The organism is Collinsella sp. AM38-1BH (genome assembly GCF_003467545.1).
Classification (GTDB): Bacteria; Actinomycetota; Coriobacteriia; order Coriobacteriales; family Coriobacteriaceae; genus Collinsella.
Window position 1 is genome coordinate 57024 of sequence record NZ_QSHC01000015.1, and the last position, 14788, is coordinate 71811.

Annotated in this window: 17 protein-coding genes; 3 read left to right on the forward strand and 14 right to left on the reverse strand. The window is 56.9% G+C overall.

All coding sequences use genetic code 11. The annotated features are described in order from the left end of the window. Positions 1-28: 28 nt before the first annotated feature. Both DW870_RS07520 and DW870_RS07525 read left to right on the forward strand, forming a co-directional pair. Entirely contained in the window at positions 29-826 is a 798-nt protein-coding gene (locus DW870_RS07520) for a ThiF family adenylyltransferase (protein ID WP_117840182.1), read from the forward strand. A 14-nt stretch (positions 827-840) separates the two neighbouring features. Then, the gene (locus DW870_RS07525) at positions 841-1623 is read left to right on the forward strand and encodes a TatD family hydrolase (protein ID WP_117840181.1); all 783 of its coding nucleotides are present in this window, start codon (positions 841-843) and stop codon (positions 1621-1623) included. 79 nt (positions 1624-1702) lie between these two features. Here DW870_RS07525 and DW870_RS07530 read toward each other — a convergent pair whose 3' ends face one another. Both DW870_RS07530 and DW870_RS09505 read right to left on the reverse strand, forming a co-directional pair. Then, a complete protein-coding gene (locus DW870_RS07530; protein ID WP_231500795.1) occupies positions 1703-2509 on the reverse strand; it encodes an FGGY-family carbohydrate kinase in 807 nt (268 codons plus the stop codon). Beyond that, on the reverse strand, positions 2509-2772 hold the full coding sequence (locus DW870_RS09505) for a hypothetical protein (protein WP_369831646.1): 264 nt from the start codon (positions 2770-2772) through the stop codon (positions 2509-2511). The genes DW870_RS07530 and DW870_RS09505 overlap by 1 nt, the downstream gene beginning before the upstream one ends. A 95-nt stretch (positions 2773-2867) precedes the next feature. Between DW870_RS09505 and DW870_RS09610 the strand changes: the two genes are divergently transcribed. Then, the gene (locus DW870_RS09610; protein ID WP_368131375.1) at positions 2868-2978 is read left to right on the forward strand and encodes an IS3 family transposase; all 111 of its coding nucleotides are present in this window, start codon (positions 2868-2870) and stop codon (positions 2976-2978) included. Between the two features lie 52 nt (positions 2979-3030). Here DW870_RS09610 and DW870_RS07540 read toward each other — a convergent pair whose 3' ends face one another. From DW870_RS07540 to deoC, 12 genes are all read right to left on the reverse strand, one after another. Beyond that, on the reverse strand, positions 3031-3459 hold the full coding sequence (locus DW870_RS07540) for a secondary thiamine-phosphate synthase enzyme YjbQ (protein WP_117735290.1): 429 nt from the start codon (positions 3457-3459) through the stop codon (positions 3031-3033). A 2-nt stretch (positions 3460-3461) separates the two neighbouring features. Next, positions 3462-4322, reverse strand: a complete 861-nt coding sequence (locus DW870_RS07545) for an amidohydrolase family protein (RefSeq protein ID WP_231500796.1) — start codon at positions 4320-4322, stop codon at positions 3462-3464. Positions 4323-4349: 27 nt separating this feature from the next. After that, the gene (gene frlD / locus DW870_RS07550) at positions 4350-5150 is read right to left on the reverse strand and encodes a fructoselysine 6-kinase (RefSeq protein WP_117840179.1); all 801 of its coding nucleotides are present in this window, start codon (positions 5148-5150) and stop codon (positions 4350-4352) included. A 121-nt stretch (positions 5151-5271) separates the two neighbouring features. Beyond that, positions 5272-6135 carry a PfkB family carbohydrate kinase gene (locus DW870_RS07555; protein ID WP_117840178.1) on the reverse strand — a complete coding sequence of 288 codons (864 nt, stop codon included), beginning with the start codon at positions 6133-6135 and terminating at the stop codon, positions 5272-5274. A 14-nt stretch (positions 6136-6149) separates the two neighbouring features. Then, positions 6150-7118: an SIS domain-containing protein gene (locus tag DW870_RS07560; protein WP_117800382.1), complete on the reverse strand. Its 969-nt coding sequence runs from the start codon at positions 7116-7118 to the stop codon at positions 6150-6152. Between the two features lie 61 nt (positions 7119-7179). Further along, positions 7180-8031, reverse strand: a complete 852-nt coding sequence (locus tag DW870_RS07565; protein ID WP_117840177.1) for a sugar phosphate isomerase/epimerase — start codon at positions 8029-8031, stop codon at positions 7180-7182. A gap of 1 nt (position 8032) precedes the next feature. Then, a complete protein-coding gene (locus tag DW870_RS07570) occupies positions 8033-9616 on the reverse strand; it encodes an amidohydrolase (protein ID WP_117848677.1) in 1584 nt (527 codons plus the stop codon). A gap of 9 nt (positions 9617-9625) precedes the next feature. After that, positions 9626-11089, reverse strand: coding sequence for a YfcC family protein (locus DW870_RS07575; protein ID WP_117840175.1), 1464 nt, complete (start codon positions 11087-11089; stop codon positions 9626-9628). Between the two features lie 218 nt (positions 11090-11307). Next, the gene (locus DW870_RS07580; protein ID WP_117840174.1) at positions 11308-12051 is read right to left on the reverse strand and encodes a GntR family transcriptional regulator; all 744 of its coding nucleotides are present in this window, start codon (positions 12049-12051) and stop codon (positions 11308-11310) included. Positions 12052-12201: 150 nt separating this feature from the next. Continuing rightward, the gene (locus DW870_RS07585; RefSeq protein ID WP_334199550.1) at positions 12202-12861 is read right to left on the reverse strand and encodes an HAD family phosphatase; all 660 of its coding nucleotides are present in this window, start codon (positions 12859-12861) and stop codon (positions 12202-12204) included. 63 nt (positions 12862-12924) lie between these two features. Then, positions 12925-13767: a Cof-type HAD-IIB family hydrolase gene (locus tag DW870_RS07590; protein ID WP_197032805.1), complete on the reverse strand. Its 843-nt coding sequence runs from the start codon at positions 13765-13767 to the stop codon at positions 12925-12927. A 149-nt stretch (positions 13768-13916) separates the two neighbouring features. Further along, a complete protein-coding gene (gene deoC / locus DW870_RS07595; RefSeq protein WP_022094433.1) occupies positions 13917-14591 on the reverse strand; it encodes a deoxyribose-phosphate aldolase in 675 nt (224 codons plus the stop codon). Between the last annotated feature and the right edge of the window lie 197 nt (positions 14592-14788).

Sequence of the window (14788 nt, forward strand, 5' to 3'; positions counted from 1 at the left end):
CGATTCACTTCCCCATCGGAGGATGTCTATGACTGAAACCACAGCCGCAACTCCCAACGAGACACGCGACACCAAGCTCGAGATCATCATGGGCCGCGAGGCACTCGATAAGCTCGCTGATGCCACGGTGCTGGTGCTCGGCTGCGGAGGCGTGGGATCTAACTGCTGCGAGGCACTTGCCCGCGGCGGCATCGGTCATTTCGTCATTCTGGACAAGGACATCGTCGCGCCCAGCAATATCAATCGCCAGGCTATCGCCTTTCACAGCACCGTCGGCAAACGCAAGGTCGATGTTATGGAAGCCATGATTCGCGATATCAATCCCGCCGCCACCGTTATCAAGCGCACCGAATACCTGCTGAGCGACAACATCGACGAGTTCTTCGCGAGCGTTTTGGAGCAAACAGACGGCAAGCTCGACTACGTCGTCGACGCCATCGACACCATCTCGGCCAAGCTCACCATTGCCAAATATGCTCAGGACCACGGCATTCGTTTGGTTAGCTCCATGGGCGGGGCCAACAAGCTCCATCCCGAGTGCCTCCGCTTTGCCGACATTTTCGATACGGTACGTGACCCCATGAGCCGCATCATGCGCAAAGAATGCAAGAAGCGCGGCATCAAGAGCCTACATGTACTGTTTAGCTGCGAGGAATCGGTTAAGACACAGCCCCGCGACCCTTCCAATATCCACGAGCGCACCGAGTTGGGCACCGCCAGCTTTATGCCGCCCATCATGGGCCAGATGATTGCCGGCGAGGTTATCCGCCAGATCAGCGGGCGCGGCACTGAGCGCGTACGCTCCGATGGCCAGCGCCTGGACTAGCAGGATGCCCTGCGATGGAACCGCGATTCTTTGACACGCATTGTCACCTTGATTTGATGCTCAGCCCCGATGCTGCAGCCAGTGAGTCGGCGGCGTTGGATCTGGGGCTCTTTGACTGCGGGGTCGACCCACGCGACTTCGCGGCAGCAAAAAAGCGGGCCAGCCGCTACCCAAACATTATCGCGGGCGCTGGCCTCCATCCCTGGTGGCTCGCCGACGGCCGTTGCGGTCCTGCCGAAGTCAATCTGCTTTGCGAAGTTGCTGACCAAGAGCGCTATATCGGCGAGGTAGGACTCGACTTTTCCGCGCGCTTTGCCGGAAGCGAACCGCTACAAATACAGGCATTTGACCGGCTCTGCAATGCCCTCGTGCAGCATCCTCTTGCAGGTCGCGTGATATCAATTCACGCCGTTCGTTCAGCAGGAGCCGTACTGGACGTCCTCGAATCGCATGGGCTACTCATCCCAAACCCCGACTCCCCCGCTATCATCTTCCACTGGTTTAGCGGCACTTCGGACGAACTCGCCCGCGCGCGTAATGCGGGCTGCTATTTTTCCGTCAACGAACGCATGCTCGCGACCAAGCGCGGTCGCGAATACGCACGACAGATTCCACTCGACCGCCTGCTGCTCGAGACCGATGCGCCGGCCGAGCCAAACACAGAAACAAGCGCGCAGTCGCTCATCAGATCGCTCGCAAGGACCTCGATGCGCATTGCCTCACTCAAAAACTGTGACGCAAAGCGCATCGAGTCGGTAGTTTTAGCAAATGCGCACTCTGTTTTTGACCTTCGCTAACCCCTGTGGGCAAAAATGCCAAGGGGCATGCGAATCGCACAACGCAGTCCCTATTGGTAGGCAGTACAATTCGGCAGCATTACACCAATTCGTGCATGAGATCACGGTTGCGTGCATACAATTCGTCAAAGATATGACGGCGCGACGCATATAACTCGTGGGCAGCCATATCGGGCACGATTGTTTGCGCAACGCCAAGGACTTGGGCGAGCTCATCCCATGATGCATAGGCGCCACCTGCGAGAGCTGCCATGATGGCATCACCGAAGCATGCACCCACCGTAACCTTGGCAACCGAGACCTCGCGCCCGCATACGTCGGCGATAGCCTGCATCCAAACTGGATTCTTGGTTCCACCTCCGACAAGCATAATGCGCCCAATTGGCAGTCCATGCTCTCGCTCGATAATGTCGACATGGGATGCAACGGTATACGCGACGCCTTCCAAGGCGGCGCGAACCATATGGGCTCGCGTATGCCTTCCGGTCAGGCCAAAGAAGACGCCACGCGCCTCGGGATCGTTGAGCGGAGTACGCTCCCCCGCAAAGTACGGCAGACACAGGAGCCCATCGGCACCCGGCGCCACATCGGCGGCATCATGCGCCATAACCGAATATGCATCGGGGCCACCGTGGTCCTCGGCCTCTACGGCGTCGCGATACAGCTCTTGGCGCAGCCACGATGTGAGTGCACCCGCCGTATTGGTCCCCGCGCAGATCCCGTAAGTTCCGGGAATGATAAACGTCCCCGGCCACAGGCGGGCATCATCGATCATATGATCGGCTAGGTAGATGAAATACGCCGTACTCCCCAACTGAATCATCATATCGCCGGGACGGAATACACCCGTCGAAATGGCCTCGGCACCAGAGTCGCCCGTTCCCACTAAGACAGGTGTCCCTGCCGCGAGCCCCGTCGCCTCAGCCGCACGCTGCGACGCTCGCGGACCTCATCGGCAAGCTCGCCCGAAGCACCACGACCGGCAGCCGAACTGCCGATGACCATCGCATCTGGAAGACAATTAAAGAGAAGTGAATCGGCAATGTCCGCAGTCGTGCGGTCGTCGAGATAAACCTCCCCCCCCCCCTCGCTCGTGATGAAGTGAAAAAGCTTGAGGTCGTCCAGGCGCAGCGCCGTCTTGCGACGCATGGTGTGAGTGAAATCTCGGTCAATCAGCCCGAGATCACCGGCCCAGGCACCGCAAAAAATGCAGCGCGTGAACTGCGCTTGGCGGCTTCCACGACTTGCGACACGCTTCCGCCCGGATAATACAACGGATCACCTGGCAGAGGACGCAGACTAAACTGAAGGGACTGACCCCGGAGGAGTTCCGGAGCCAGTCCCTTGCGGCGTAGTTCTTATTTAAGCCGTCCAAGTTTTGGGGTGCAGCTCATTATTGCAGGAACGTTATTCCCCCAGCACCTCGACGTACACTTTTCGCTTCTGCGGACCGTCAAACTCCGCAAGATAGATGTTCTGGGCACCTCCGCACACGATGTGGCCATCTTGGACGGGAAAGAAGCAACTGTTTCCACAAATCATGCTCTTGATATGCCCACAGGAGTTGTTGCCGGTGGCTCCATAGCTCGGCAGGAAGTGTGCATGCGCATAGGGAGCATCGAGTGGGGCGATGCGATCAAGCGTCTCCATAAGATCCGTCTCCACGCAGGGCAGCCCCTCGTTTACCACGATTCCACAGGTCGTATGCGACAAAATAATCGCTGCCAAGCCATTCGTCACCGAGCTGCGTTCGATGGCAGCGTGCACGTCTTCGGTAATATCGATGAACTGGTCCGGAGCAGTCGATAGATAGCTCAATGTCTCGAGCGTCACCATGTTCACTCATCCCCTTCAAGAAAACGCAGGGCATTACCCCAGTAGAGCCTTTCTCGCGCATCATCGCGCATGGACACGGTATCGAGCGCCCGCTTGAGTTTGAACGCACGGAAGCGCGGCGTATTGCTGGCGAACATCACTTGATGCGATAGCGCACGCTCATACCACAGCGGCCCCATATCGACCGTGAAAAGACGCTGCATCATCTCCTCGGGCGAATCGATGTAAGTGATAGAGGTGTCCGTGTAGCAGTTGGGATACTTGAGCAGCATCGCCACGGTCTCGCGCACCCAGGGCCAGCCAAAGTGAGTCAAACTAAAGCGCACATTTGGATGCGTTGCGATTGTGTGCTCAAATGCAAGCGGGTTACTGCGCGAGAGCTCTGCGCCAGGCTCCCAAGACATACCGGCATGGAAAACCACCGGCTTGTTATAGCGCTCGCACAGCTCGTAAAGCGGCTCGGCCACAGCATCATCGGGGGCAAAACCCTGCTTTGCAGGATGCAGGCAAAGCCCCTTTGCCCCCAACTCGGTAAAGGCGCGCTCCAATTCGTCTGCGGCACCGCTCACCTGCGGGTCTACGCTCGCAAATCCCCACAGACGATCGGGATGCGCGGCAACCAGCATGGCAATCTGGTCGTTGGTGCCAAAGTGTCCTCCGCATGCCGTGGTTACATCGAGCGGCATGAGCACGCTCTTCTGCACATCGCAGACGTCCATCTCGACTTGAAGCTCATCCCAATCCATGGGGCCCATATGCCCCATACCAAATTCTCGTGACCAAAAGCCGAATCCATCAGGCTCATCACCCGGCTTACAGATCTCGCCGTAGAGCATAGGATGGACCAACATGTCGATAACCATTTCGTACTCCTTTCCAGGCATTTGACCCTAGTACGGCTCAAACGAACCAATCACTCGGGACGACAGCTCAGCGCCCGCTTTCATACACGCCGGAATATCAAGGCCATCGATCACGCCCTTGGTAAACCCGGCAATATACGAGTCGCCGGCACCCACGGTATTAACGACCTTCTCCGCCGGTACGATCCCGCACTCATAGAAGCGCTCACCGTCATAGGCAATGCTTCCCTTCTCGCCAAGCGTGGCAACCGCAACGCGCGGTCCCAATTCCTGCACGTGGCGTACCCAGTCTCGCAGCTCCGGAGTGTCCTCTTCAAACGACATGAACGCATAGTCTACGTAAGGAAAATGAGCCTCGCATGCATATTCGGGATCCTGGCTGAACACCGAGAAGTCCATAACCACCGTCCTGCCCGCATCATGCCATTCGGGCAGGAGGTCCAAACAATTGCCAAACAGGTCGGTATGAATGATGTCATGCTCTAGGATAAACGCCCGGTCATCTTCATTCGGACGATATGTCTCCATTACGCCATCGATTGCCTCGAGATGCACGCGATCGACGCCGTCTTTCAATGCCATGAGCATCACCGAGGTGTCGCCATCCTCCACCCGCAGATGTGAGATATCGAACCCCTCAGCGGCCAGCGCCTCTCTCATCTTGTCTCCGTACTCGTCCTTGCCGACAACCGACACGGCGGATACCGAAACGCCCATTCGTGCAAGATGGATACCCCAGTCAATGCCGTTACCAGTCGGATAGAACACGCCGATGTTCTGATAGACGTCCGCGCAGCAAAAACCAGCCGCGCACGCTTTAATACCCATGGTCTTCTCCAATGTTCAAAAGGGGACCCACCACATGGCGAGCCCCCTTTTCGCGTTTTGCTTATTGTTTTGCATCGGCTGTCCAAGACCTCATAGCCAGACCGCCGTACGCTTTCTTAAGCTATTCGACGATTGGCGCTCCGTGGCCCCAAGAACCTTCCATGCCGCACACGGTCGAGGCAAACCCGGCAGCAAAGTCGAGCGCGCGCTCGATGGCCTCGGCGCCATCCTCACCACGCTTGGCGGAATCGAGATAGCACATCAAAAACGAGGTGAGGAACGAGTCGCCCGCCCCCATGGTGTCCTTCATGTCCGTTACCGGTTTAGCCAGCTGGCGGTAATAACGCTCGCCGTCGTAAGCAATGCAGCCCTCGGCGCCCGCCGTAGCCGACACAAAACGCGGACCCAGGCCCTTCACCCATGCCAGACGCTCGCGAATCTCGTCCTCACTCGCGGCATCCGCCGCACTAAAGAAAGCGAAATCGACGTAGGGCGCAATCTGCTCGTAGTACTCGTCGGTGGAGTCGTCCGAAAAGTCAAAAGAGACCGTGACGCCCGCAGCCTTCAACTTGGGCAGCTCGCGCTCGGTAAAGCAGTAGTTGCCCGAATGAACCACATCGAACTGCTTCATGTACGCAAGGTCAAAGCGATCAAGGACATAGCGCACATCGCCACGGATACCGCCCTCGTTGGAGCCAAGGAAGACACGGTCACCGTCAACGACGGTCACGCGAGCCGCCCCGTTCTCGCCAATCATCTGCTCGCACTTGTCAAGCTCGATACCCTCATCCTCGAGGCTTGCAATGACATGCTCGGCAGCGGCGTCATTGCCAAAAATGCCCATGTATGCAGAGCGTGCGGCACCGCATTTCTTGGCATAAACGGCGAAGTTCACCGCATTGCCGCCGGGATACATGGTGTGGATATGCTCGTAGCGATCGACGACGTTGTCGCCAAATCCGAGCGCGTTAACGTTAAATGCCATGGCCTTTGCTCCTTCTAGTACTCGACAACACCCATATAGCGACGGAAATCGGGATCGTGATCAAACACCTTGCCGCGTGCGGCACGCAGCTCGCAGTTCATGGCATAGAACAGCACCGGGTCCAGATAGGCACGGACGCTCGCCGGCACGGCTTCCATACCGTACTCCTTGGCATCGAGCACCATCAGCGTATCGGTATGCGTCTTAAGGAACGCCAGGGCGCGCTCGTCCATAGCACGGCACTCGCTGGAGCCCATCTGCAGGAAGTAAAAAACGCCATCCTGAGTAGCCTCGAAGGGGCCATGGAAGTACTCGGCAGAGTGGATGTAGCTGCAGTGCTGCCACTGCATCTCCATAAGAGAGCAGATAGCGAAACCGTAGGTCTGGCTAAAGTTGGGACCGCTGCCCAGAATATAGAAGAACTCGTGCTCCTGGCAAAGCTTGGCAAAGCGATCGCCCAGCTCGGCATTTACCTTCTCGCGTGCCGGGGGAAGAATCTTATCCATCTCGGCGATACCGGCATACATATCGGCAAGATCGGCGTAACCCTCCTGCTGATCGAGCAGCTCTGCCGCAAGCGACAGCGAAATGCCAGCGGGGACCTCGGCCTGCGGCACGCCCTCGCCCCACGGGTAGACCCACGTGGTCCATTTACCGGTGTCGATCTTAGATCCAGCGTTGTCGGTCTGGGCGATCACCGTAGCGCCGGCAGCAAGGGCAATCTCGCAGCCCTCGACGACCTCAGGGGTGTTGCCACTGTGGCTACAAGCGATGACCAGGGACTTCTCGCCCAGACGACGCGGACGCATGATATCGAACTCGCGAGCCGTATAGATATACGAAGTGAAGGTGGTTGCCTCGCGCTGCAGAAGCTCATGGGCCGGGATCAAATCAATCATGGAGCCACCGCAAGCAATCCAGTAGACGCTGTCGAACTTGCCCTTCTCGGCAATTGCCTCTTTGATCAGATCGTGTGCGTTCATATCCAGTTCCTTTCTTGTTTGGCCGCAATCAATGACGTTGGCTGCGTGGCCGATAGTTGTTTTAGTCAATCAGATATTTCTCGAATGCGGCCATGTTCTTGGCATCTGCCGCCGCCGGATCATCGTAGTAACGACCGTCCGTGATTTCCTGGCCCAGCATGCCGTCGAAACCATGGGCGTTGAGCGTGGCGACGAAGGCGTCCATATCGTGCTTGCCATCGCCCCACACCAGATGGCCATACGGGTCACCGTCGATAAAGTGCATCTCGTGAATTGCCCCATCACCAAAGGCGGCAAACCAGTCCTCGAGCGTCTCGCCTGCAACGCCCATCGCGGTTGTATCAACCATAGGCTGTAAGTACGGGCTCGCGACCTCGTCAATCATGCGCTTCGCATCGGAAACCGTCGTCACAAGGTTGCTCTCCTCGGGACGCAGACTTTCCATCGTAAGCACCAGACCGTGCTCGCCGGCATACTCCGCCAGAATGGACAAGTGCTCGCGGCTGCGCTTCCAGGCTTCCTCGCGGTCCTCGTCCCAGTCGCCCCAGCCCGAGTTGACGGACATACGGTCGCACCCAAGTACCTCGGCAAGCTCAATGCCGTGCTTAAAGTACGCCAGGCTGCGCTGTTCATGCAGCGGTTTGCGTGCGCAGTACTGCCAAGGATAGACAACATTCTCGGGGCACAGAGTACGATACCTAAGCCCACGGTCTGCAGCCTTTTTCGCCAGGACCTCAGCCTCAAAGTAGCCCGTGTGGTCGAGCGTCACATGCGGCTCCGCACACCACAGCTCAATGGACTCAAAGCCCAAGCGCTGCTGCACATCAAGGAAGTAATCGAGCGACCACATGATGTAGTGGATATTCATGCCCGCAATCTGCTCGCGGCGCAGCGTCGGTTTGGATTCAGGCATCTTATGCCTCCTTATTTCGATCGAACACGATTTGTCCGTCCGACATCGTCATGTCAACCGCAAGATCGCGTGCGTCGCGATAATCGAGGTCGAACACATCCCGATCGAGCACGCAGATATCGGCAAGCTTGCCAACCTCAAGCGTACCCAGCTCGTCTTCGCGCATCAGGTCGTACGCGCCCCCGGCAGTCCAAGCGCACAAGAGCTCGACAAGCGTCAGCGTGTTGACCTCATTCACGGGCAGTCCGTCGTCGAAGTATCCGCCGCACGCACTGTAGATTGACTCGCCCAAGCTCGGAATCAACAGCGGCAAATCCGTGCCACAGCACACTGTGCATCCGGAATCTTCCATGCCGCGGCGATTCCAGCTGTGCAAAAGTCGCGTCTCGCCAATTTGTCGACGCATCATCGACAGGCAATCCTCGCGCCGGTCCAGCGTCAGAATCTGCGGATAGACCTCGCAAATTCCACCTAACTTGCCAAACTCGACAAGATCGGTCGGGTCAGAGTTCTCGAGATCGGTAATCGCATGACGGCGAAGCATCCGTCCATGCTCGTCTCGAGGCAGCGAGGCATAGAGCGCCACGGTGCGACGAACGGCGCCATCGCCCTGGCAATGCAAGGAATATCGGAAGCCGTCAGCATCAATTGCACGCAGCTCGTTCTCAATCAGATCCCACTCTGGCTCCTCGACGACCGTCTTGCCGGCAGCGCCCGCATCGGCCGAGTCCTCATAGGGGTCAATCATCTCGGCAAGCCCCGCCCATACGCCGCGATCGGTCATACGGTTGAAGCCAGAAAAACGAACGAACGGTCCCCGGAAGCGCGCTCGTGCCTCGCGGGCATATGCCAGATTTGCACCGGCACCCACCGGCTGCGACATCATAGAGACGCGAACCGTCAGCTCACCAGATTCCTCACGGCGAGCCATTTCGTCGGCAAAACCGTAGTAGTCATCAAACGCCATCTCCTTGATGGCGGTAACGCCGCGCTCGTTAAGCATGCTCATGTAGTCCGAATACCCCGCACGTACCTCGGGCAGCGCGAGGAAATCGCTCATCATGCGCCAGATCTTCTCGGCATAGCACGCCTGGGGTGTAAAGCCGTATCGTGCACTGGCGGCAGCATTGAGAACGCAGGTCTCCGCACCCGGTGTAAAGCAGACGACAGGAATATCGCCAAAACAATCGTCAAACACAGCTGCCGTATTTGCGTTCTCGGCATCCGATGCCAACGTTTCGGGTAGGCTGTGGCCAAAAGCCGCCGCGCAATCCGGATGATCTTCTTTCCATGCACGCAAGAGCGACACGGCCTCTTTGGCATCAGCGATGCCGGACAGATCAGACCCCAACGTCCGCAGCGCCCAGCCTGTATAGAAGGTATGCACATCGATCAGGCCAGGCATGACGGTGCGGTCGCCCAGGTCAACTACCTCGTCCGCTTGGGTCAAATACGAAGCTACCTCACACTTGGTGCCAACAGCCTCAATTCGATTGCCACGGACCGCTACGAAACCTTCAAACGGCAGGTCACCCGTACCGGTAAAGACGCTCTTAGACGTCAGGACCGTCAAACGATCAGACATCACAACCACCTACACCGGAAGCATGCCAGAGATTGCCGTTACGATCAGGCCAAAGACGACCATGAAAATGAAGAACTTCCAAATGGTCTTCCACCATTGGCCAAACGAAATCTTAGCCACGGCAAGGCCGGCGACCGTCATGCCCGCCACGGGACTGATAGTGTTGATGGTCTGATTAGCAAACTGGAGCGCGGTAACGGCAGCCTCGGGATTGAGGCCCATAAGCTCGGTCAGCGGACCCATGACGGGCATGGTGAGCGCCGCAAGTCCAGAACTCGAGGGAACCAGCAAAGAGAGCAGGCCAAGGACGATATACATAAACGTGGTGTAGACGGCGGCGGGTGCACCGGCGAGCGCAGTAGCGAGCGCCTGGAGGATGGTGTCGATGATCATGCCGCCCTCGGCGATGACCAGAATACCGCGAGCGATACCGATAACGATGGCAGCGTACGCAAAGTCGGCAAGACCCTTAACGAACTCCTCTGCGATCGTCTGCTGGTCAAGACCGCCCAGGATACCGGCAAGCAGGCCCATGCCAAGGAACACGGCGGAAATCTCATTCATGTACCAACCCTGGGTAACAAGACCCCAGACGATAATGCCCATACCGCAAGCAAAATCGATAAGCACGAGCTTCTGACGGATAGTGAACTCTTCCTCGATGGAGGCATCGGTCACGGAAAACTCAATACGCTTGAGCTTATCGTCCTCGTACGTAATGGACGACTCGGGGTTTTTCTTGACGCGCATGGCATAGCGCATGGCCCATGCGATACCGACGGCAGTGAAGATGACCCAAGAAACGGCGCGCAGCCACAGTTGCGGATTGCCCTCGATGCCAATGATGCCTTGGGCGATCAAAACATTAAACGGGTCGATGGTCGAAGCACAATATCCCAGGTTGGGACCAAGGAAGCAGATGATGAATGCCGTCATCGAGTCATAGCCGATACCCATCATGATGGGAATGAAGATGGCATAGAACGGCAGGGCTTCCTCAGACATACCAAACGTAGTGCCGCAAATGGACAGCAACGTCATCGTGATGGGAATGATGAGGATGTCCTTGTTCTTGAGCTTTTTAACCACACGGCTCATGCCGGCATTCAAAGCATTGGTCTTGGTGATGATTGCGAACGATCCGCCAATCAATAAGACGAACGCAACGACGTCGGCAGCTTCTTGGATACCCTTGGTGGGCGCTTGCAGGACCGCGAAGATATCCTGGCCCAGATTGATGGTCTCGCCGGTCTCGGAATCGGTGTAGTTCTTATCGACCTGTTCATAGGTTCCAGCAACGGCGACTTCACGCTCGCCCGCCGCTGTCGAAATCGTCTTGCGCTGATACTGACCAGAGGGAACGATCCAAGTCAGGACCGCAAAGACAACGATCAGCAAGAACATGATCGTATAGACATGCGGTAATTTGAACTTAAAACGTCTGTTTGTCTTCTTCGCCTTCGTATCTGACATAGATACCTCCAAAGAACTCGAGACTGCATCGCATCTCGCTTCAACGTTTGCACAATGCAAACGTTCTATGACGTCCCATAGATTACCAGCAGCTTTTCTCGTCATCAAGATAATTTCAAACTGATTGCCGCGACACGGTTGAACGGTTGCGTTCGCGCCGTGAACGGTATGGTGACGCCCGGTGAGATGATCCACCGGGCGTCTCCATTCGCAATGTCCTAGATGTCAAAAACGTAGCGAGACCCAACGATCCGCTGACGACCGATGATAAACGGCCGCCGCTGCTCATCGAAAAAGAAGGCATCCATGTAAAACAAGGGTTCGCCAACGGAAACCGCCAACAGCCGAGCGACCTCGGGCGAGGCGCACGCGATCTCGAGCGTGCACGGGTCGGTAAACGCGGGCGTACGGCCCGTCCGGTTGCGCACGAACTCAAAAATGGATTGGTTAGATAGAGGTGCCGTTGATAGATAAGCGTTGTCCTCGTAAACGTATATGTTGTTCTCAAGCATGACGGGGACCCCATCGGCAGTACGCACACGCTCAACGCAAATCAAATCAGTTCCAACGGGAACACCAAAGAACTGCGCTTCGGTGGAATCCGCCGGCAGTATCTTTCTCGAAATGACGCGCGCCCCCGGTTCCATTCCGTTAACGCGGCATGCGTCCGAAAAACTCTGGACGTCATCCTTCTGGCGAATCTTGCGCTTAAGCTTGGGGGCATTGACAAACGTGCCTTTCCCCTGTCGCTTCGTTAGATAGCCCTGCTGGACAAGCTCCTCAATAGCGCGCCGCACGGTAACACGGCCAACTTTATAGCTTTCAGCTAATTCAAATTCGTTGGGAATCCGCTCGCCCGCCTTGTAGGCACCGGAGTTGATTTCGTTTTTGATGATATCGATAACCTGTTGGTACAGCGGTATCGCAGCTTTACCGTCAGTTAGCCCTTCAGTCGGTGGCATATACCCTCTCCCAGCGCAATTAAGTCTAAAGCGGGCTCAAGGACATTCAACAAGCCCTTGAGCCCGCATTAGCATAAAGTATGCTTGCTATCGCACCAAAATGTCGGGTATTTACTCATCTGACCCGAAAAACGCGCAACTACCGCGCTCCTAAGAAAGCGTGAGCAGCTCCGGCAACTGGTCGATAATCTTGTCCGCGGCATCCTGGCTAAAGCCGAAGCGCTCCTCGCGCTTGGCAATGACCGTCAGGCCGGCTCGCTTGCCGGCAGTGATGCCGGGCACCGAATCCTCAACGCAGCAGCAGCGATTCGCGGGCAGCCCCAGCAGGTCCAGCGCATGCAGGTAGATGTCGGGCTCGGGCTTGCTCTCCTTAAACTGCTCGCCGCTCACCACATACTCAAAGGCATCCGACAGCCCGCACGCATTGAGCACTTCCTCGATGCTATCCATGGGAGACGAGCTGGCAAGCGCCACGCGAACGCCCCGGCGCGGCAGCTCTCGAATCGTATCCACGGCGCCTGGGTTAATCAAAGTCTGATAGTCGCGCGGACGCTCATGCGCCCACTCATCCCAACGGGCCAACGCTTCCTCGCCAGTAAAATGCCCCTTACCGGCGCGCTCAAACCAATCGACCAGCATATGCAGGAAGAACTGATGCGAGGTACCAACCTGCCCATTCAACTCCTCTTGAGTCAGGTTAAGCCCAAGCTCCTTGGCAAACGCGGCAGTCTCGCCCAGGTAGTAATACTCGGTATCGACAATGACGCCGTCCATGTCAAAGATAACGGCGTCGAACGGAAATGCGGACACGGCACCCTCCCTAACAAAAGGGCGCCTGTAAGCAGGCGCCCGAACCATGCATTATCGGCGATTCTAACCCAGCAGCTTATCCAACGCCACCGCAATACCGTCTTCGTTGTTATTGGCGGTCACCATCTGGGCTACCGCCTTAACCTCATCGACTGCGTTGCCCATGGCAACACCGGTGCCGGCCCACTCAATCATGGACTTGTCGTTCTGGCCGTCACCAAACGATACGACCTCGCTGGCATCGATACCGAGCTTGGGCAGGGCGCCCTCGAGCGCGCGGGCCTTGTCGATACCAGGCGCCGTGTACTCAAAGTACCAGTCGGCCGTAAACATGCCCGAAAGCGTCTGGGTAAAGGGCGCATACATCTCCTCGTAATGCGCCTGCAGGTAGGCCGGATCGCCCGCCGTCAGCAGCTTGTCCACGGGATAAGCGTCCGCGACCTCATGCAAGCTCTCGACCTCGCGGATCTTAAGGTCGCACGCATCGCGCTCGTATTTGACGATGTTTTTCTGCGAGCCATCCGGCAGCGTAATCATGCAGCGATACGAATCCTCGACATGCAGATCGCGACCGAGCGAAATCATAGGGATCACGTCGAAATTGCGCAGATGATCAATCAGACGGTGCAGCTCGTCAGCCGGCATGGCCTGGTCAAAAAGGACCTCATCGGTCTGAGCGTCGACCACATGCGCACCATTAAAGGCAACTAGCAGACCGTCATGGTTTTGAAGGTCGAGCTCCTGCGCCAAGGCGTGCAGCCCCCATGCGGGACGGCCCGAAGCCAAGATGAGCTTAATGCCCGACTCCTGCGCCGCGAGCAGCTTCTCGCGCGTACGCGGGCTGATGACCTTTTGGTCGTTGGTGAGCGTACCGTCGATATCCATTGCGATGGCTTTGATTGCCATATATGCCTCCCTGTCATTGAATAACCTTGTCTGAGTCATCATACAGAACAGCCACCGCGACTCCGTTTGCAACGGGAAAAATGTCATATTGTCCCGAACATGAACGGCGTGTGGTCGTGAAGCTTTATCGCTCAGGTCAAATACGTCTGCTAGCGACGCTCATCCGTCGGTGCGCCCTCGACGATCGCGATGCCCGCCGATGCACCTAACGCGCTGGCGCCGGCCTCGATGAATGCGCAAGCCTCTTCGTAATTATGGATACCGCCCGCCGCCTTGATTGCCACGGCATCGCCGAGCACCTCGTGCATCAGCCGCACGTCCTCGAGCTTAGCACCGCCAAAGCTTCTGCCGGTCGATGTCTTAAGGAATCCCGGCTTGGCCTCCAGCGCGATCTCGCATACACGGCGCTTGGCGGCGTCGTCGCCGTCCAGCTTGCACATCTCGACGATTACCTTGTCAGTGATGCCATGCGCGCGACAAAAATCAGCAATGGTAGTCATCTCGCGCTCGATGGCATCAAAATCGCGGTTCTCGATCGACCCCTGATTCAAAACGTAGTCAATCTCGGTAAAGCCACACGCAGCGTATTCCTCAAACCTCGCAAGCTTCTCCTCAAGCGTCATAGTGCCCTGGGGAAAGTCGATGGCGCCGGCAAGGATGATGTCAGAGCCCTCGAGCATGGCGCGGCCCGTCTCGTACTCCTGAAGGTTCGCAAATACGCAGCGAAAGTTGTACTTTAACGCCTTCTCGACATACTGCTCAAACGTGTCCTCGGGGGCATCGATATAGTCGATGTATTTATTGATGGGTTTGGCAAGCGTCATGCTGGGCCTCCTTGTTCAGGACTGACAACCGATTCGTGGTTTCACGCGAAAAACCACGTTCAATGTACGCCCGACATGCAAGGACAGCGTCCGCATTCCGACAAGTGGTATGAAATTAGCTGTAAACGTATATTTACAGACAGACACTATGACCCAATCCGAGGGCACTAAAAAGATAGGAGCCCCCGCTCGTGACC